The organism is Ohtaekwangia sp. (assembly GCF_036568665.1).
In the GTDB taxonomy this organism is placed as follows: domain Bacteria; phylum Bacteroidota; class Bacteroidia; order Cytophagales; family Cyclobacteriaceae; genus Ohtaekwangia.
In genome coordinates this window covers 1-19,338 of sequence record NZ_DATCSD010000320.1, presented here as the reverse complement: position 1 = coordinate 19,338, position 19,338 = coordinate 1, and the positions used below count along the sequence as shown (strand labels likewise).

Here is a 19,338-nt window from a genome sequence, read left to right as displayed (position 1 = left end):
CCCGTGCGGTATCCTGCAGATGCTCTTTTACAATAGGGTATACATCACACAGCTCTAAACCAACCAATGTTTGAAATGCACTTAGCCGAATGGTTGGCTTTTCGTGATTGACCAGTGCCAGCAGCCTTTCTACCGACATCTGTTTTCCCAGCCACCATATTGAATCGTCCTTCGGAAAAAACTCCGCATATATCCCTGTAGAATCAATAGCCGCAAGGTGGTAGCCCTTTATACTCCGCAGAATTAATTTCTCATCACGCGACAATTTAGCAAGCTCCCTGTCAGGCTGCGCCCAACCCCTCAAAGTAAAAAGAGAAAGAAATATAGCGATGTATAGTTTCATGGAACGGCCCTAACCAAAAATAACATTTTTTACATTGTCATAAAATATACCTCAAACCTCAATCACCAACTTCTTATCAAACCCGTTATACGGCTCATCTATATACCCGTGCGGGTTGCAGAGCACGGTGGTGTTGCCTACGGTATATCTGGCCGGCACGTGTATGTGTCCGTGTATCCAATAGTCGGGGCTATATTTTAAAATGGTAGCTTCCAAGTTGGAGGCATACGCGGATGATACTATATCATTGCGATGTTGCTCCGGCACAGATTGTATACTCGGTGCATGGTGCGTTACCACAATATTCTTTTTGGTAGCCGAAGATTCCAGACTGGATTCCAGCCACTTCATGGAAGTCTGGTGCATAACGTAGGTATCCACTGAGCGAAGCTTGGAGTAAGCAGGATCTCTGCGAATCATTTTATAGTCGTTCATCTTCTCCTGGCATATACTTCCGTTTACGCGGGCATCGCCCAGCAATTCAAAGTTTGTCCAGAGTGTAGCACCATGAAAGGTAATGTCGCCAATAGTCACTGCCTTATTCTCCAGCACGTGCACATTCGTATCATTCGCCAGCTCCCTGATCTTGTTTAAAGTTTTCGGATAGCTGCCTTTGTAGTACTCATGATTTCCTAAAACATAAATTACGGGTACATCTGTAATGTTTGATAGTATCCATTCTATACCTTTCGTTCCGAGGTTTACATCACCGGCCAGTATAACAACATCGGCACCATCAAAGCTCATCTCTGTAAAACCAAATTCCTGGTGCAAATCACTCAACACATGTATTTTCATTGCTGCAAATCGTTCTGCGCTATCGCTATATATATCTTCAAAAATTGCTAAAGCAAGCCAGATAAACAATCGAAACAGCTATTAAAACATTCTGCGTCCAGGCCCTTTCAAGCTCTGCCCTCTCCTTCCCTGCTTTCGGCTACAACAATCCCAGATTAGGCTACAGCCGGTGTCGGGCGATGGCTGAACTTTGTAGCACTAAAAAAAACACAACAATGAAAATTATAGTAACAGGTTCGTTAGGGCACATTAGCAAGCCACTCACCGAAGAACTTATACAGAAAGGTCATGCTGTTACCGTTATCAGCAGCAAAGCCGGTAAGCAACAGGCTATAGAAGCACTGGGAGCGAAAGCTGCCATCGGCTCGATGGAAGATGCAGATTTTCTAACGGCTGCTTTCCGGGGTGCAGATATAGTATATGCTATGGAAGCGCTGGGTGTTGAAAGTTTCTTTGATCACAACCTGAACGTGAGAGAAGCTGTCGCCAATATTGCCAACAACTACCGGCTGGCTATTCAACAGGCTGGCGTAAAGCGTGTCGTTCATCTTAGCAGCATTGGCGCTCACACAGATACAGGCAATGGTATACTTGCTTTTCATTACGATGCCGAAAATATATTGAGACAATTGCCCAATGATGTCTTTATTAAATTTATGCGCCCGGTTGGTTTTTATTATAATATGTTTGCCTTTATACAAACTATAAAAACGCAAAACGCAATTGTTTCAAACTATGGTGGCGATGATAAAGAGCCCTGGGTTTCGCCCGTGGATATTGCGGCTGTTATTGCTGAAGAAATTGAAAAACCTTTTAGCGGCAGAGAGATTCGATATATAGCAAGCGATGAAGTATCGCCCAACGAAGTGGCAAAAACTCTGGGCGAAGCCATTGGTAAATCTGATTTAAAATGGCTTACTATTTCTGACGAACAACTGCTGCAGGGTTCGATCTCCGCAGGAATGAATCCACAAACCGCCAAGGGTTTTACGGAAATGAATGCCAGCAGACGTGGCGGTATACTATACGAAGATTACTATCGCAACAAACCTGTTTTAGGTAAAGTAAAGGTGAAAGATTTCGCCAAAGAGTTCGCAATAGTTTATCATCAGAAATAGTATATTGTACTATGGCAAACAAACAGCTGCACCGGATTAAAACTATAAATGAGTTTCATAAATTCAGAGGACTGCCTAAACCAGCACATCCGTTAATCAGTGTAGTTGATTATGCTTCTGTGAGACATTCGCCCGAAAACAATATCATGAGCTGGTCGCTGGATTTCTATTCGATCTCCCTGAAAAGAACTTCCAACGCCAAAATAAAATATGGCCAGCAGGAATATGATTTTGATGAAGGCGTACTGTTTTTTATGGCACCCGGTCAGGTGTTTAGTATTGAAATCAATAACAATATAGTTCCAAAACATTCGGGGTGGATATTACTCGTCCATCCCGATTTTTTATGGAATTCACCTTTGGCTAAAACCATAAAACAATACGAGTATTTTAATTACTCGGTAAATGAAGCGCTGTTTCTTTCAGAAAAAGAAGAGACAACCGTTACTAACATTATTAAAAGTATTGAGCAGGAGTATCATTCCAACATCGATAAATTCAGTCAGAGTGTAATTATAGCGCAGCTTGAATTATTACTCACCTATGCCGATCGCTTCTATCAGCGCCAGTTCATTACGCGCAAGATCACCAACCACCAGGTGCTGGATCGCCTCGAAGCTATACTTACCGATTACTTCAACAGCGATGCGTTAATAACAAAAGGTTTACCCACTGTACAATCTATAGCCGACACCCTGAATATATCCCCCGATTACCTGAGCTCGTTACTGAAAGTGCTTACCGGCCAAACCACCCAACAACACATCCACGACAAGCTGATTGAAAAAGCCAAAGAGAAACTCTCTACCACAACCTTATCGGTAAGCGAGATTGCCTACGAACTGGGCTTTGAACACTCACAATCATTCAGCAAACTGTTCAAAAGCAAAACCAACCAATCGCCCCTGGAATTTCGAAGCTCCTTCAATTAGGTATTCTTCTGTGTAATTCTGTGAAATCTGTGGGAGATTTTTCAAACTCACTCTCACACTAAAGCTGTTTAATCCTGAACAACCCGCTCACATGCGGCAAAAGCTTTCTGCCAAATATACCCGTGAACGTTCCCACCGTTTCATGATTCCACATATCGGTAACAGAACATTTACCTTTTATACCCAGCTCCTGCAGGGTTACATTTACCTCCACGGCATCACCCTCGTTATTCATGTTAAACAAAGCCAGGTATATATCTCCCGTCTTCGCATCTTTAGATGTGATCGCCACCTTACCATCCGCCTGAAATAACTGGCGCACTTCTGTGCCTTCATGATGCATCTTCAATACATCTTTGTTGGTGAGCAGCGAAAGTGTAAAGGCATCGTTGCTGGGTAAATCTCCTCCAAAAAACAAAGGCGAGCGAAATATAGTGAACAGCGTCATCAGCGAATATTGTTCATCTTTCGTCAGGCGCGTCATGCGATCATTGCCACGCTCTCCGCGAATAGAGATCCGTCCCAGCGGAATCATATCGCAGTCGGGCCATGTGCCGGGCGCTATATAGGGATACCATTTTTGTGATACTTCCATCAAGTGTGCTATATGGGGCCATGTGTCCCACACATCATCTACCATGCGCCACATGTTGGCATGCGTGCGCACATGCTCGGCAGCCTCTATAGGTGTTTCTCCGGGCGATGTACTCAACACGATAGCACGCCCGCAGGCATCAATAGCATTGCGTATCAATTCCACTTCTCCTTTATGATACGGCCGCGACAAGTCATCTACCTTTACAAAATCAACACCCCACGAAGCATATAGCTCGAAGAGTGAATTATAGTATTCCTGCGCTCCGGGCTTATCGGCCATCACAGTATAATTATCGTGCAGCCAGGTGCATTGCAGTTCGGTGGTATATATCTGGTCTGCTGTAATTCCTTTCGCTCCTTTTATCGGTAACTTTCTGTCAACAGCAATTTTCGGAATGCCGCGCATAATGTGAATGCCGAACTTCAGACCTTTGCTATGGATATAGTCGGCCAGCGCTTTAAAACCTTTTCCATCTTTAGCGGAAGGGAAACGATTCACGGCAGGTTGATAGCGACCAAATTCGTCAATCACATACCGCGGATCTTTTTCGTTGTAACCTCCGGCCTTATCGTTCTCTACAAACCACCGGATATCTACCACTATATATTGCCAGCCATATTTTTTCAGATGCTCCGCCATATAGTCGGCATTGGCTTTTACTTCCGGTTCCATCACGGTTGGTCCGTAGCAATCCCAACTGTTCCAACCCATGGGTGGGGTTTGCGCCCACTCCCTAAATTTACTTTTAGCGGGAGGTATATTTTGCGCGTTGGAGGTAAAAAGAAAACCGGGTAACGCGATCAACACTATAGCGACTGCTGCACTGAATTTCCGGATGCTGCTATTCATTCTAACTGTTTTTATTCTGCCGAAGTATACATCATTTTTATGACAGTACTATCCTGCACTAACAACTTCGGCATTTATACCTATAGCTTAATTGATGCGCGGTTTCATATAGCCCCACAGTCCGTTCTTCCTGGCGGCACGCAATCCGTCTGATAGTTCGCCTACCTCTTCCAATGCAGGGAATGCTGCATCATGTTTGGGAGTTACTGCGGGAGCACTTACTACTTCACCGGCTTTATTGATATAGAGTGTCTGGTCGCCCTGCTTTACCATCGCTACACCATCGTGAAAAGAATCCGCCCAGGTATAGCGTGCCGGTATAATCATTTTGCCGGTAGTATCGAAGTAGCCAAATTGAGGATGATCCCACGGCCCGGTGTTTACATGCGCAAGCCCTTCCGAGAAACCAGCCGGGTACGACTCATATATAGCGGGTATAACAAACTTGCCGGTCTTGTCTATAAATCCCCATTTACCTTTGTACGAAGCTTTCGCGAGATCGCCTTCAAAATCATCGGCCTGATCAAATTTATTCGCGATTACCATCTTGCCGGTTTTATCGATATAGCCCATCTTTCCCTGCAACGTAACCGTGGCCAGGCCATTCTTGAACGGGTTAACACCGGGAGCATTTTTTACATTGTCGTATACAAAAGGTATAACTGTTTTTCCTTTGGTGTCCATAAATCCCCATTTCTTCTCGGGATATTTACTGGCAGGAACCAATCCTTCCGCAGGCGCGAGCAATCCGAAATATATAGCGGGTATAACCATGTTGCCTTTCTTATCGATAGCACCCATTTTATCTTTTGTAAGCACAATGGCTATACCTTCTGCAAAATTAGTAGCGTAGTCGTACTGCGGTTTTACTACCATGTTGCCGGAGCGATCGAGGAAACCATGTTTACCATTTACCACGATCAGGCACATATCTTCTGAAAATTGGGAGGCTTCTTTTTTAAGATACGAATGCAGGCGCTTGCCGGTGATGTCTATAAAATGTACACTGTCGCCCTGCGTAACAAAGGCTACACCATTTACAAATGGATCGGCCTTCTCGAATGCAGGATGAATAATCCACTCAAATCTTTTCTGCGCACGCAGTGGTATACTGATGATGAGTAAAACAAGAGCAATAACAGGTCGATAGTTCATAACAGAGGGTTTTGAAAATACATGTTATAAAATATTTTGTTATGGGGCAAGCCTATTTTTACTGTACAGATAAAATGATACTGTTACTTTTGAACGTTGCTACCGGCACAAACTCACCAACCGAAGAATTATGAAAGCACTGATCATTATCGATATGCAGAAAGGATGTGTTACACCGTATTCGGGATGTTACGATCTGCCGGGTGTAACAGCGCGGATCAATACACTGGCAGAGAAATTCCGGGCGAAGCAATACCCGGTTATACTTGTGCAGCACGATGGCTCCAGCGAAAATTGTTTACTGCCCGACACAGACGATTGGCATTTGATACCTGAACTGGTAGTCGCCCCTCATGATATACGACTGAATAAAACTGCGAACGATTCTTTCTACGGCACTTCACTACAAAGTATACTTTCCCAAAAGCAGGTTACCGAAATATATCTTGCCGGCTATTCCTCCGACTTTTGTATTGACGTAACGGCTAAATCAGCTTTGAGTAAAGATTACAAAGTAACTGTTATAGCCGATGCACACACTACCGAATCAAAGCCTCACCTCGATCTCGATGCTCATACTATCGTAAAACAGTTTAACTGGATATGGAGTGTAATGCCTCCTGCAAAAGAGAAGCTGATGGTTGTGAATGCCGGGGAGGTAGGGGTGTAGTAATGTTTATATAAAGTATACGCAAATATTTTTACCAGTGGAAGGTACAGTTATTAGTCAAAAATAAATTATGAAGTACCTCTCACAGGAAACTGTATGAATCTTATTTTCACAAATTCCGTATATTTGCACCATCACCAATAAGCACTCCGTGTAGTCAATCGTTTCTTTCATAGCTTAAAAACAAAAACCCGATTCTGAGGCTTTTCATTTCTCATTTTTTAACGAAAGAAATTATGCTTACGCTTAATCGTGTATCCTATATACACGCGAACGGAGATTTGCTGTTCGATAACATCAATCTCGCCATAAATGCTCACGACAAGATTGCACTCATTGGAAACAATGGCAGTGGTAAATCTACTTTGCTCAAAATACTGGCTGGCCAGCTATTGCCTGCAGAAGGAACACGAAGTGCTGATGCGCCTCCGTATTATATACCGCAACACTTCGGGCAATTCAACGCGCTTACGGTAGCACAGGCGCTGCGCATAGACGAGCCGTTAAAGGCACTGCAGGAAATTACCAGCGGTCATGTTACCGAGGCAAATCTTGCTATACTTCATGACGACTGGCTTCTGGAAGAACGCTGCCACGAGGCACTGGCCCAATGGAAGATGGAAGAACTTAACCTGCACCGAAAAATGGAAACACTCAGCGGTGGTCAAAAAACAAAAGTGTTTCTTGCAGGAATTATGATCCACCAACCCGCAGTGGTATTGTTAGATGAACCCAGCAACCACCTTGATATACCGGCCCGCGATATACTCTATCACTATATCCGCACGACAACCGATACACTGGTGGTGGTAAGTCACGACCGAACGTTGCTGAATTTACTGAACACGGTATATACATTGAGCAAACGCGGCATCACGGTATATGGCGGTAATTATGATTTTTATACGGAGCAAAAAGCTATTGAAGCAAATGCCTTGCAACAAGACCTGAAGAGCAAAGAAAAAGCATTGCGAAAAGCAAAAGAGGTAGAAAGAGAATCGCTCGAACGAAAACAGAAGCTCGATGCACGCGGCAAGAAAAAACAAGAGAAAGCCGGATTACCGACTATATCGATGAACACGTTTAAGAATAACGCGGAGAAGAGTACGGCCCGCATGAAAGACACACACACCGAAAAGATTGATGCTATAGCCCAGGAGTTGGGTGATCTGCGTAAAGAACTTCCTGCATTCGACAAAATCAAACTCGACCTCGATAACTCGCAATTGCATCGCGGTAAAAAGCTGATCGAAGTACAGAATATAAATTTTATGTACAACGATACATTACTCTGGAAGGAACCGCTGAATTTTCAGATCGCCAGCGGTGAACGCATCGCTATAAAAGGAACGAATGGCTCTGGTAAAACTACACTGATCCGGGTAATGCTGGGAGAAGCAAAACCAATCACAGGCACTGTAGAACGTGTGGCGATAAGAGCCGTATATATTGACCAGGATTACTCATTGATCAACCATCAGCTTAGTATATACGAGCAGGCACAACAATTCAACTACGATAATTTTCAGGAGCACGAAGTAAAGATACGCCTCAACCGTTTTCTCTTTACCAAAGAGTATTGGAACAAACCGTGCAGTACATTAAGCGGTGGTGAGAAGATGCGCCTGATGCTGTGCTGCCTCATGATCAGCCACCACGCTCCCGACCTGATTATACTCGATGAGCCCACCAACAACCTCGACATGCAAAATATAGCGATACTCACCGCTGCCATACAAAGTTATAGCGGCACACTGGTAGTAGTATCGCACGATATATATTTCCTGGAGCAGGTTCGGATTGAGCGGGAAATAGTATTGATATAATGTAGTTGAAAGAAAAGATGTATATTCAGCATCCCATTAAAACCAACTCTATGAGAAACTATATCCGCCAGCATCCTGATATAATTCTGAGAGTAACGCTTTTTGTTATACTCATCATGCACAGCATTCCAGGTATGTTTAATGGTGGTGTAAACGATTTTGGTAATTTATACCTGAACCAGATCGGCTTTGCTCCTTTCGGGTTGGTACTGGCGTGGGCTATAAAATTATCGCACGTGCTGTGTGCAGTGCTCCTGCTCTTGAATCGATATATACTATTGGCAGGCGGCATCACTATCGTTATACTGGTAATGGGTATCATTCTCGTTCACTACCCGGAGGGTTGGTATGTAGTAGGCGGTGGCCGAAATGGTATGGAGTTTAATGTGTTGCTGATTAGTGTGCTGGTTTATCTGATGGTTAAATCACGCCAATAAAGGTTCCCACAGATTTCACAGATCAACACAGAATAAAATGCAGAAGAGGAAGGAGTTAATTCTATTTGACGTTAAGATTTTGAATTTATGATAAACTCCCAGCAACTTTCTCAACCTTACCATAACTCTTCACTCTCGTAGAAAGATAATAATGCCACAATATCATAGTAGCAACTGTGCGATGCGGTTGCCACAAGGTTGTTACTGGTAGTATATCTTCTTTCGATGTATGTGCCGGTAACTTTTTTACTTCTTTCAGTGCGTTGATTGCTGCGAGGTCGCCAAGGGGAAATATATCGAGGCGGTTCAGTACAAACATCAGGTATATATCGGCACTCCAGTTACCCAGGCCTTTTAAGGAAACTATACTTTGCCGTACTTCTGTGTCCGGTAACTTTTGCAGTGCCTTCAGACTAAATCTTTTGCTCACGATAGCTTCTGCCAGTGCGCGGGCGTATACTGTTTTTTGTCTGCTGAAGTAACAGGCTTTCAGTTCTTCATCCGTCAGCGCGAGCAGGTTCTCTGGTGTTACTTTGCCGATTCTTTCACGCAGTTTATTTAACGCTGCCAATGCTGATGCTAATGACACCTGTTGTTCCAGGATGATGTGGATCAATGTTTCGAAAGTATTCTTGCGTGTCCACATGGGAGGATATCCATAGGTATCCAGAATTAGTTTCAGATCAGGATCACTAACGCCTAACTGATCACATATAGTTTGAAAGTTATCAGACGAAAAAACGGGGTGCATCGACAAAGCTATATACTTTCTGAGACTAAATGCAATGTTTCCCGCATCCCGATACCTATCGGGAGCTGATGAAAGCAGATGAATGCAAGCACAAAGCGTAAAGCAGAAAGCAAAAAGCCAAGTGGCGCCTGTATTTACTTTCTGCTTTACGCTTTTAACTTTCAGCTTAAAATCTATTCGCTCTTCAGTGCTTTCACCGGATTTTCACGAGCTGCGCGGATTGACTGGAAACTTATCGTGACAGTAGCAATCAGCAGGGACGCTGCTCCGGAAAGTATAATGGTAACCGTATCTATACCCGTGTGGAATGCAAAGCCCTGAAGCCATTGCTGCATCAGGTACCATCCCAACGGGGCGGCTATAGCAAAAGCTATTATAATGAGCAGTGTAAAATCTTTAAAGAGTATACCCATCACTTGCATAACCGAAGCTCCCAATACTTTTCGGATGCTGATCTCTTTGGCACGTTGCTCGCCAACATACGTGGAGAGTCCGAATAAACCGAGGCAGGCTATAAATATCGTGAGCAGTGTAAACAAGAGTATAATTTGGCCCATGCGCTGCTCTGCCCGGAACAATGCATCAAAGTCCTGGTCGAGGAAAGAATACTGAAATGGTGAAGTAGAATATTTTTTCCAGATGTCTTGCAGTAATTTTATCTGGGCTTCCTTATCACCGGGAGCCAGTCGTATAGCCATCTCGCCATTCGGTTCACCACCGAGTATCAATACCAATGGCTTCACCTGGTTGCGCAGTGTTTCATAATTAAAATCCTTTACTACACCAATCACAGTCATGTGTTTGGGTATATCCGAGTTATAATTATACATCGTCTGATTTTCCAGACGCTCAAAGCCCATGAGTTTAAAAGCTGATTCATTCAGAATAACGGCAGTAGAATCTGTAGGGAAATCGCGTGAGAAAAAGCGACCATCTTTCATGGTATATCCCATAGCTGCAAGATGATCTACGTCTACATAGCAGTTGTTCAACAAGAAATCCTGCTCTGTTCCTACTTTGCGCCACGCATTGCTCCAGGTGATATTGGGAGGTAAATTACTGGCGTAACTGGCGTTCTTAAATTCCGGATGTTGCAGTAATTCATTCTTAAATGCTTTACCATTCTTATCGAGCGACCATGTATGCAGCAAGCGTATAACATTTTCTTTATCGAAGCCCATGTTCTTCTCCTGCATAAACTTCAACTGCTTATATACTACGGCACTTCCGAGAATGAGTGCAATGGAGATCATGAACTGAAACACAACGAGCGAATTTCTCAGCTTCGAATTTTTAAAACCGGAGCGGATTTTTCCTTTCAATACTTCTACCGGTTTAAACGCGGTGAGGTAAAAGGCCGGGTAGCTTCCGGCTAGAAAGCCTACGATGATAGCAAATACAACTATACCACCCGCTATTACAGGATTAGCAAACAGCGAAAGCGTAAGCGTTTTACCCGACAGTGTGTTGAACGGATTCAGCACCAGTATAATAATGAGCAGCGCCAGTATCGTGGAGATAAAACTATAGATCATCGACTCCGCCAGGAACTGCCCGATGAGCCGGGTGGTCATAGCACCTATCGATTTACGCACGCCCACTTCCTTGGCGCGATTGGCAGAGCGCGCTGTAGAAAGATTCATGAAGTTTATACACGCGATCAGTATAATAAATACGGCAATGGCCATAAATATATAGATATACTGCATATTGCCATTGGCGCTGATCTCTTCCGACAGGTTGGATGTTAAATGTATATCGGGCATGGGCTGAAAATTCAACCCTACGTTATTCCCCTGCTTCTTAAATTCGCTAAAAGAAAAGCCCAGGTATTTTTCGAGCTCGGCTCCCATGTGTTTTTCCACCAGGCCATCGAGTTGTGTTTTTACTTTATGCAGGTCGCCATCGCTGCGCAGTTTGAAGTAGGTATATATATTGTTGGAAGTCCACTGTGTATTGGATCTGAGGTAATCCCACGTTTCACCGGAGAGGATCATATCAAAACGTATATGCGAATTGGAAGGCGCATCTTGCACTACTCCGGTAACTTCGGTCGCAGTTTTTTCGGAGCCGCGAAGTATAATCTTGCCGATCGGGTTTTCGTCTCCAAAGTAGCGTTTTGCTGTAGACTGTGTCAGCACGATTTTATTGGTACCCTTCAACGCTGTGGCAGCATCACCCGACACCAATGGAAAAGTAAAGAAGTCGAAGAAGTTGGAATCCGCTACCGCCATATACTCTTCGGTAAAATTCTTATCGCCATAGCTCATAGGCATGGTTCGCCAAATTCCGAATCGAACCGAGCTTTCTACTGCGGGTATTTCCTGCACCATGGCTTCGGCTACCGGAGCTGGCGATGTTGCCATGGTAAAGTCGTTGCCCTGCAACCTTCCGAAAAAAACTACGCGGTATATTCTGTCCGCATCCTTGTGGAAGCGATCGAAGCTCAGCTCGTCCGCTACATATAATATAATAAGCAGGCTGGCTGCTATACCAATGCTAAGGCCCGAAATATTAATGGCCGAATATGCCTTTTGCCGCAGCATTATGCGCAGCGCTGTTTTGAGGTAGTTCTTGATCATGCCAGGTGAATTTATGATTGGACGCAAATTCCCCGAGGGACGTTGCATGGCGAACAGTTTTTTTACCATCCTTTGTCTCGAATCGTCCTGCAGATGGCTCACAAAGCCTTTCTGCGTTACAAAATGACCGTAACATCAGGAGAAAACAATGTGCCTGGTCAAACAATTAACAACGAAGAAACAGGATGTCCATATAACAACACGGCCATGACTGGGTAGTCACGGCCGTGTTCATTTCAAAAAAATCTATGCTATATATGATCTATACCGGGCTGATAAGGTCGGTTAATATCTGACCTGCTTCCAGGATCATAAAGTCCATATCTTCATCTACCGGTGTACTATCACCACGCTGAAGAGCCGGCAATCCTAATGCAGCACGATGCTGGTTGGTGCGATCGAATATTTTCTGCTCCTCTATATCGCGTTGCTTTTTAAGTTCGGTTTCATTCAGGCTAATACCTGTTTCACGTTTACCATACAGGGCTATATCTTCCAGCATATATTTATAGCTTACACTGGTAGCCATACGTTGGTCATGTAATTTTTTCAGACGAGGCAATACCGATGTCAGGTCGCCAGCCTTGGTATATTTCGTTTTATCGATAACATCAAACGGCATCGCTGCGGGTTCTGTGTCTTCACCATATTTATCCAACGGGATCAGCGAAGGGAAAGATATATCGGGAGTTACACCTTTGTGCTGTGTTGAGTTACCGCTGATGCGATAGAACTTCGCAATGGTGAGATTTAGTTGTCCGTATGAATTTTGTCCGGGAACTTCATTTGTCAGCGCACTGGCTTCATCGCGTTCAGGTGCACCGAGTATTTCATCAAGGTCTATTACATTTTGTACAGAACCTTTACCATAGGTTTGTGTCCCCATAATAATACCGCGGCCATAGTCCTGTATAGCACCGGAAAATATTTCAGATGCTGAAGCACTGAGGCGATCTACCAATATACCGAGTGGTCCTTCGTAGGCAACGGTGTTATCTTCATCCATCTCTACATCCACCTGGTTCATAGCGTTACGCACCTGCACCACCGGTCCGCTCTTGATGAACAAACCCGTCAGCTCGATCGCTTCCAGTAAAGAACCTCCGCCATTTTCACGCAGGTCTATCACTACACCATCTACCTTCTGTTGCTTCAATGTATCGAGCAGCAATTTAACATCGCGCGTAGTGCTTTTATAATTCGGGTTGCCCGATTTATAGTCATTAAAGTCTATATAAAAAGCAGGTATGGAAATCACACCAATTCGTATAGCCTTGCCGTTGGCAGCTTTATATGTGCGAATCTCTTTTCTGGCAGATTGATCTTTCAGTATAATTTTTTCGCGCACCAGTTCTACAACTTTCGGTTTGGCACCCGCACTTTTGCCGGCCGGTAAAACTTCCAGTCGCACAGTAGTACCTTTAGCACCACGGATCAGTGCTATAGCATTATCCAGTCGCCAGCCGATTATATTCTGAAATTCACCCGACTCGCCTTGCGCTATAGCAATGATGCGATCGTCTACGTTCAGTTGTTTACTCTTGTCAGCAGGGCCGCCCGGAACTATACTTTTAATGGTAATATACTCATTCTCAGAAACCGGAGTTATACCTATACCTTCTACCTGCCGCGACATTTCAATGTTGAAGTTAGCAGCATTGGATGGGTTGAAGTATTGTGTATGCGGATCGATCGCTTCTGTAAAAGCATCCATAAAAGACTGGAACACATCCTGACTGGAGAGTTTATTTACCTGCGAGAGCAAACTCTCATAGCGCTTCTTCAGTGTCTCTTTATTCTGCGCCATGTTAGCATTGGCGAGTTTCAGATTCAGCAGGTCGTACTTTACGCGCTGGTTCCATAGGTTATCCATAGCAGCCTGCGATGCCGGCCAGGGTAACTCCGTTCGGTCATACACATATGTATCTTTCTCGTTGAAGTTGAAATTCTTGTCGACACTGGCCAGCGCATATTGCAGATGCTCTACATAGCGTTTTTGAAAAACATTGAAGATGGCAAACGCATTCAGCAGATTGCCCACCTTGATGTCATCGTCCAGCGTAGTCTTATAGGCACCAAAGCCTTTAATATCGGAAGCAAGAAAATAACTGTGGTTCTCATCCAGCGACTTGATATAGTTATTGAAGATCACAGCTGAGATAGAATCGTTCAGCTCCACTTTTTTATAGTTATAGTGGGTGATGATCTCCGCTATCTTTCTGCAAACGATGATCTGTTCTTCATCGGGCATCAGCTCTACCCGCTCTGCAAAAACCGGCAGATGACTGATACACACTACTGCCAATGCAAGTGCTACATATACTTTCCTTACCATATCGTTCATTGATTTAACCAGGCTTTCGTCAGACTTTTAAACCCTGTGCCTGCGTTGTTGCTAATTTAAAAATTTACCCCGGCTGAAAAATATCCGGGAATTAAAAATCCTTTCAGGGGTAGGTATGTGGCTTCTCTCCACAACTTTTCATGAAACGCAGGCCGCCCGCTGAAAGTTTGGGAAAGAATATAGATTTTCATTTTTACTTTGCTGTTAATTACGGAAGGCGAATGGAAGATAATGACTCGATAATTGTTCGAAATAAAAGTCGAGTTGACCCGCAGATGGGCATTTGTTTAGATCGGCCGTTAACAGCCTTGTCACATAGACTTTGTAGATAAATTTTCCGTTGCTTCCACAACAAGCACGATCCAGAAACCGACCTATGACTGGTATATCTATCACCGCTGATCTCCCGGAACCAGCATCCTGATCGATATTTTTCTTTTACAAACCAACTTTGTCGAAATTGTCCAAACCTTCAGCGGTTTTGTCCATGATTTCGGGTAGCCGCATCTATACTTTTATGTGTAATTGAGCAACAAACAATAAAGTACTATACGAACATGAAAACAATCCAGGTTCCTGCCGCAGCGCAAGTAAATCCAGAATCACAAGTTCTCTTTGAACAACTTAAAAAACGTATTGGCAAAGTACCGAACCTCTACGCAACGATGGGCTATTCGCCTTTTGCGTTGAAAGGCTTTCTCGAATTTGAAGCAACTTTAAACAACGGGGCATTTTCTGCCAAAGAACGCGAAGCTATAGCACTCGCAGTATCAGAAGTAAATCATTGTGATTACTGTCTGGCTGCACACACTATAGCTGCCAAAATGCGCGGGTTTACCAATGATGAAACGCTGGACATTCGCAGAGGAAATGTTGCAGACACCAAACTCAACGCCATTGTACAATTGGCAAAATCAATAACCGAGAACAGAGGGTCCGCTGATCCTGCATTAGTAGAAAACTTTTTCAACGAAGGGTATAGCGAAGCTGCACTGATGGAATTGATCGGTCTTGTTACCGTGAGAATATATACCAATTATGTTTTTGTCATGACGAAGATACCGGTTGATTTTCCTGCTGCAGAACCAATTTAAAATACCTGTCAATTATAGTCATACTGTGAGAATGGATTGAAGGAGTGCGTGGGAGCCTGATAGGAATTTATACTATCAGGCTTTTTCATGTTGTGCCAGATGATGGCAGTGCTTGTTACAACAATAACATTCCGTTATTTCTTTATTTCTATCTGCCGTTTTTTTTAGTATATTAGATACATCACCGATCTTATAGTATATATCACGCAGGCTCTGTGCGGAAGATTGATTATTGTCATTACAGTAGATTAACCTAAACTCTTATTCACATGGCTCTCTTCTTACAGAGAAGAGTACGTTAGTTGTTGTGTTTCTGTAGGCCCACTTTAACTAAACATATATACACTATGAAAAAAACTACAACTGTTCTCCTTTTCGTGTTCTTCGCAAGTGTTGGTGCATTGGCCCAAGGTCTTAGCGGAGGTGTAAAGGCCGGATTAAACCTGGCTAATCAAACCTTTTCAGGTAATGGATATACTTCCAGTCCGGGGTTCTTGCCATCAATCCATGGCGGGGTGTATGTAACGCTTATGTTTACAGATCATTTCGGTCTTCAGCCCGAACTACTTTATTCAGGACAAGGCGCCAAATCGGGTGACGTAAAACTGAAATTGAATTATGTAACGATACCTATATTGCTTCGGTATAACGTAAATGATATACTAAGCTTCCATGCTGGTCCGCAATTTGGCGTGCTGCTTTCTGCTAAAAGTAAAGTTGGTTCCAATAGCACCGATGTGAAAGACCAACTGAAAGGATCAGACGTAGGAGCCGCTATAGGTATTGGTGTAGACCTGCCTATGAAGCTTAACTTTGCCTTCCGCTTTGTTAAAGGATTTTCAGATATAAATGATGTTACGGATTCTTACAAGCAAAAAAATTACATCCTGCAATTTTCCGTAGGATACAAGCTTTTTGGAGACTGATACTCTCTATAAAATGCTTTAATCTTAATCTGTCTGAAGCCGCTCTTAACGGAGCGGCTTTTTATGTCGGTTTATAGTACAGGTTTAAGGTTTATGCGCGTTGTAGTCGGGCTTCTTCTACATATCGTTTATATACTTTGCCAATCTTCAGGGTTCGGTCGTGTACTTTCACAATATCTCCATCGGTAATAGCACTATAGATTGTATGGACTATATGCGACCGGCTGATGCGCAGAAATGTGGGGCGGGGTAATCGCTCTTCCGCTTCTTTCATCGAAAGTCTTACGAGGAAATTTTTCTTTATCGTAACTACTTTGATATAATTTTCCAGGCTTTCTACATAGAGTATATCTGCAAGGGGAATCTGCTCACGCACGCCATTTACCATACAATCCAGGTGCGAGATCGCTTCTCCATCGGGTACTGCTGCTCCGTTATTTTCCAACGGTAAAGCACCGCTTCTTTTCTCTTGCTCCTTTATATATTGGAAAATTACGAACACGCCCAATCCTGCAAGAGTATATACCCAGAAGCTCAGTATCTTCGGGAGTTTACTGGTATCATGAAACATATACGATAGCACCAGGTACATATTCACGGTGCTGAACAACATTACCAGCGATGTTACCAAAAAATACTGTTGTCGCCTGCCGGAAAGGTAATACTTTTCAAACAGCACACGGTTATGGAAGACGATCCAGGCATAGAGCAACAGCAAAAAGAAATAGGGCGACACCTGGTATAAACCCGATCGCTGATTGAAATAGTAATAATCGGATATATAGTGAATCCCCAGAAGACCAATCACGCCCAGCACATTGCGAACTATTACTGAGAGCACCTGCTTTACATTCATGGCTGAAATTTACCGGATTCTGTTCATCTGAATTAATCTTATGTGACAAAAGCACTTCGTCACAGGCGAGATTTCTTCGTCACTCAATCCTTGTGATCGCAGAAAATGGCAGGCATGTTTGCCGAAAGCAAAAAATCTCACGTAAAAATGATACACGCTCTAAACATTATCCTGCACGTAACGGCCGGCATCGCCGCACTTATTGTTGGTGCAGTCACCATCATCCTGTGCAGGCGAAGCAATGATCACAAACGCTGGGGCAGGTATTTCCTATACCTGCTGTGTATCGTAGTCAGCACCGGGTATCTCGGCTGGCTGTTCTTCCGGTCGCAAGCATTCTTGCTCATGCTTACGCTCGTATCCGGGTATGTAGGGTATAGCGGCTTTCGAACGGTACGACTACGCGAACGAAAGGCTAGCAACCTGGATGCGCTCGTTGCCTTATTTGCCCTCGCGACCGGTATAGCGTACGTTGTATCGCTGCGCGAGGGCAAAGAATGGTCGCCCACCGTGATCTATAGCACGCTGGGGGCATTGGCCCTCGTAACCCTTTACGATCTGCTGAAATTTCTATGGCTATATCCGCGCATTAAAAGCTGGTGGCTCTACGAGCATATCTATAAGATGATCTCGGCATTCAGCGCATTACTTTCGGCTTTTGCAGGAACTGTCCTTCCACAATTCAAGCCCTATAGTCAGGTTGGTCCCGGCATAGCCTGTACGATTCTGATTGTAATATTCATTATACAGCAGGCACGGCAAAGACAACTTTCGTCTCATATACCTGCTTCCTAGATTATTTATCACGATGCTATATATACTTTAGCCACCAATAGTTATGTTCGGCTTTATAGCGTCCGTACCATTGGCAGGGTATATATAGAGCCAACACCATGGCAATCCAGATAATATACACAGGACCCAATGATAACCCGCTGATTTGATTGGCCGGACGACCGAATGTTCCTGTAGCAAATTCCAGTTGCGACCAGCTAAATCCTTGTAACAACAGAATGGCAAGCATGGTAAAATGGATCAGGTAAAAATGAATCAGGAAATAGAACATGGGTACTCTTCCATATACCAATACAAATTCCATCCATTTGCCACTGAATCGTTCTGCGAATGCAAGGATCAGGAACATGAAACCTAATGTGACCGAACAGAACAACAACGAAGGGGGATACTTGGTAATATTGATAAATGACAGGAAGGTATATATACTATCCTTTTGTGCAGACCATGGCACAGGGTCGCCATAAATATTAACGAAGCGCAACACCACAAACAACAGCAGTGCACCTACACCAAGTTGCAGAAATCGCTTTACTCGAACATCGTCTGGTAAATCGAAAAGTGTGCCTGCCGTAAAACCCAGCAACATGATACCCAGCCAGGGTATAGGAGGATATCCTACAAAGAACATGGTTTGAGATGTGATCGGAAATAACCCCGGACCAAACAGCGGCTGCAAAATCATTTTGATCACAGAACCTTCGCTGAATGGTATAGCAGGAAGTGCGTTGTGACCAACAACAATTACAGCCCCGATGATACCGATGGCACGTATACTCAGTTTTTGTAAGAATGACAGTACAATAAAACCGACCCCGATCGCTGCGATCACTTCAAAAATAAAAAAATGAAAACCGAAATCGAAGTATAGTCCGAAATTCACCACAGTAAATTCCAGCACGATTAACCACAGACCACGTGTTACCAAAAATTTTCGCGTGGCCGCAATATCATTTTTACTTTTCCGGTACCTATATACCGATACACCCGCCAGGAAAACAAATATAGGGGCACACAGATACGTGATCCACCGGGTAAAGAACAATACGGGAGTGGTGGTTGCAAAGTCCATTGGGCTTTGCTTAATAGCATCCACATGGATCAGGTCGCGCACGTGATCAAGCGCCATGATGATCATCACAAAACCACGGGTAAAATCAATACTGCTAATTCTTTTCACGAGGTATATAGGTTAGTGTTCGGGTATATTGCTTCACTTTCAACGGCCATGACAAGCTAAATATAATGGCAATCCACGAATTGA

At 43.8% G+C, this 19,338-nt stretch carries 17 protein-coding genes; 8 read left to right on the top strand and 9 right to left on the bottom strand.

What is annotated here, in order from left to right:
- Both VIN08_RS17845 and VIN08_RS17840 read right to left on the bottom strand, forming a co-directional pair.
- Nucleotides 1-343, bottom strand: a 343-nt coding sequence (locus VIN08_RS17845) for a hypothetical protein (protein ID WP_331967780.1), incomplete at its 3' end; no start/stop codon positions are given.
- Between the two features lie 51 nt (nt 344-394).
- Nucleotides 395-1,141 (bottom strand): metallophosphoesterase, encoded by a 747-nt coding sequence (locus tag VIN08_RS17840; RefSeq protein ID WP_331967776.1) that lies wholly within the window; start codon nt 1,139-1,141, stop codon nt 395-397.
- 215 nt (nt 1,142-1,356) lie between these two features.
- On the opposite strand from VIN08_RS17840, the gene VIN08_RS17835 reads away from it, so the two are divergent.
- Entirely contained in the window at nt 1,357-2,259 is a 903-nt protein-coding gene (locus VIN08_RS17835; RefSeq protein WP_331967773.1) for an SDR family oxidoreductase, read from the top strand.
- Nucleotides 2,260-2,270: 11 nt separating this feature from the next.
- Nucleotides 2,271-3,191, top strand: coding sequence for a helix-turn-helix transcriptional regulator (locus VIN08_RS17830; RefSeq protein WP_331967770.1), 921 nt, complete (start codon nt 2,271-2,273; stop codon nt 3,189-3,191).
- Between the two features lie 58 nt (nt 3,192-3,249).
- On the opposite strand, the gene VIN08_RS17825 is transcribed toward VIN08_RS17830, so the two are convergent.
- Together VIN08_RS17825 and VIN08_RS17820 are read right to left on the bottom strand one after the other, a co-directional pair.
- The gene (locus VIN08_RS17825) at nt 3,250-4,638 is read right to left on the bottom strand and encodes a glycoside hydrolase family 27 protein (RefSeq protein ID WP_331967766.1); all 1,389 of its coding nucleotides are present in this window, start codon (nt 4,636-4,638) and stop codon (nt 3,250-3,252) included.
- Between the two features lie 87 nt (nt 4,639-4,725).
- The gene (locus tag VIN08_RS17820; RefSeq protein ID WP_331967763.1) at nt 4,726-5,793 is read right to left on the bottom strand and encodes a WG repeat-containing protein; all 1,068 of its coding nucleotides are present in this window, start codon (nt 5,791-5,793) and stop codon (nt 4,726-4,728) included.
- 130 nt (nt 5,794-5,923) lie between these two features.
- Between VIN08_RS17820 and VIN08_RS17815 the strand changes: the two genes are divergently transcribed.
- The 3 genes from VIN08_RS17815 to VIN08_RS17805 all read left to right on the top strand — a co-directional run bounded on the left by VIN08_RS17815 (nt 5,924) and on the right by VIN08_RS17805 (nt 8,726).
- Nucleotides 5,924-6,463 carry an isochorismatase family protein gene (locus tag VIN08_RS17815; RefSeq protein WP_331967761.1) on the top strand — a complete coding sequence of 180 codons (540 nt, stop codon included), beginning with the start codon at nt 5,924-5,926 and terminating at the stop codon, nt 6,461-6,463.
- A gap of 236 nt (nt 6,464-6,699) precedes the next feature.
- On the top strand, nt 6,700-8,289 hold the full coding sequence (abc-f, locus tag VIN08_RS17810) for a ribosomal protection-like ABC-F family protein (RefSeq protein ID WP_331967759.1): 1,590 nt from the start codon (nt 6,700-6,702) through the stop codon (nt 8,287-8,289).
- Between the two features lie 50 nt (nt 8,290-8,339).
- The gene (locus VIN08_RS17805; protein ID WP_331967757.1) at nt 8,340-8,726 is read left to right on the top strand and encodes a hypothetical protein; all 387 of its coding nucleotides are present in this window, start codon (nt 8,340-8,342) and stop codon (nt 8,724-8,726) included.
- An 85-nt stretch (nt 8,727-8,811) separates the two neighbouring features.
- Here VIN08_RS17805 and VIN08_RS17800 read toward each other — a convergent pair whose 3' ends face one another.
- The 3 genes from VIN08_RS17800 to VIN08_RS17790 form a co-directional block, all read right to left on the bottom strand.
- Nucleotides 8,812-9,477 (bottom strand): hypothetical protein, encoded by a 666-nt coding sequence (locus tag VIN08_RS17800; RefSeq protein WP_331967752.1) that lies wholly within the window; start codon nt 9,475-9,477, stop codon nt 8,812-8,814.
- Nucleotides 9,478-9,650: 173 nt separating this feature from the next.
- Entirely contained in the window at nt 9,651-12,059 is a 2,409-nt protein-coding gene (locus tag VIN08_RS17795; protein ID WP_331967747.1) for an ABC transporter permease, read from the bottom strand.
- Nucleotides 12,060-12,321: 262 nt separating this feature from the next.
- Entirely contained in the window at nt 12,322-14,394 is a 2,073-nt protein-coding gene (locus tag VIN08_RS17790; protein WP_331967742.1) for a carboxy terminal-processing peptidase, read from the bottom strand.
- Between the two features lie 566 nt (nt 14,395-14,960).
- Between VIN08_RS17790 and VIN08_RS17785 the strand changes: the two genes are divergently transcribed.
- Both VIN08_RS17785 and VIN08_RS17780 read left to right on the top strand, forming a co-directional pair.
- On the top strand, nt 14,961-15,497 hold the full coding sequence (locus tag VIN08_RS17785) for a carboxymuconolactone decarboxylase family protein (protein WP_331967739.1): 537 nt from the start codon (nt 14,961-14,963) through the stop codon (nt 15,495-15,497).
- 347 nt (nt 15,498-15,844) lie between these two features.
- Nucleotides 15,845-16,423 (top strand): porin family protein, encoded by a 579-nt coding sequence (locus tag VIN08_RS17780; RefSeq protein WP_331967736.1) that lies wholly within the window; start codon nt 15,845-15,847, stop codon nt 16,421-16,423.
- 91 nt (nt 16,424-16,514) lie between these two features.
- Here the strand turns inward: VIN08_RS17780 and VIN08_RS17775 are convergent, their stop codons facing one another.
- On the bottom strand, nt 16,515-17,279 hold the full coding sequence (locus VIN08_RS17775; RefSeq protein ID WP_331967733.1) for a LytTR family DNA-binding domain-containing protein: 765 nt from the start codon (nt 17,277-17,279) through the stop codon (nt 16,515-16,517).
- 147 nt (nt 17,280-17,426) lie between these two features.
- On the opposite strand from VIN08_RS17775, the gene VIN08_RS17770 reads away from it, so the two are divergent.
- The gene (locus VIN08_RS17770; RefSeq protein WP_331967730.1) at nt 17,427-18,074 is read left to right on the top strand and encodes a hypothetical protein; all 648 of its coding nucleotides are present in this window, start codon (nt 17,427-17,429) and stop codon (nt 18,072-18,074) included.
- Nucleotides 18,075-18,090: 16 nt separating this feature from the next.
- Here the strand turns inward: VIN08_RS17770 and VIN08_RS17765 are convergent, their stop codons facing one another.
- Nucleotides 18,091-19,254 (bottom strand): DUF1624 domain-containing protein, encoded by a 1,164-nt coding sequence (locus VIN08_RS17765; RefSeq protein WP_331967728.1) that lies wholly within the window; start codon nt 19,252-19,254, stop codon nt 18,091-18,093.
- Nucleotides 19,255-19,338 lie beyond the last annotated feature (84 nt).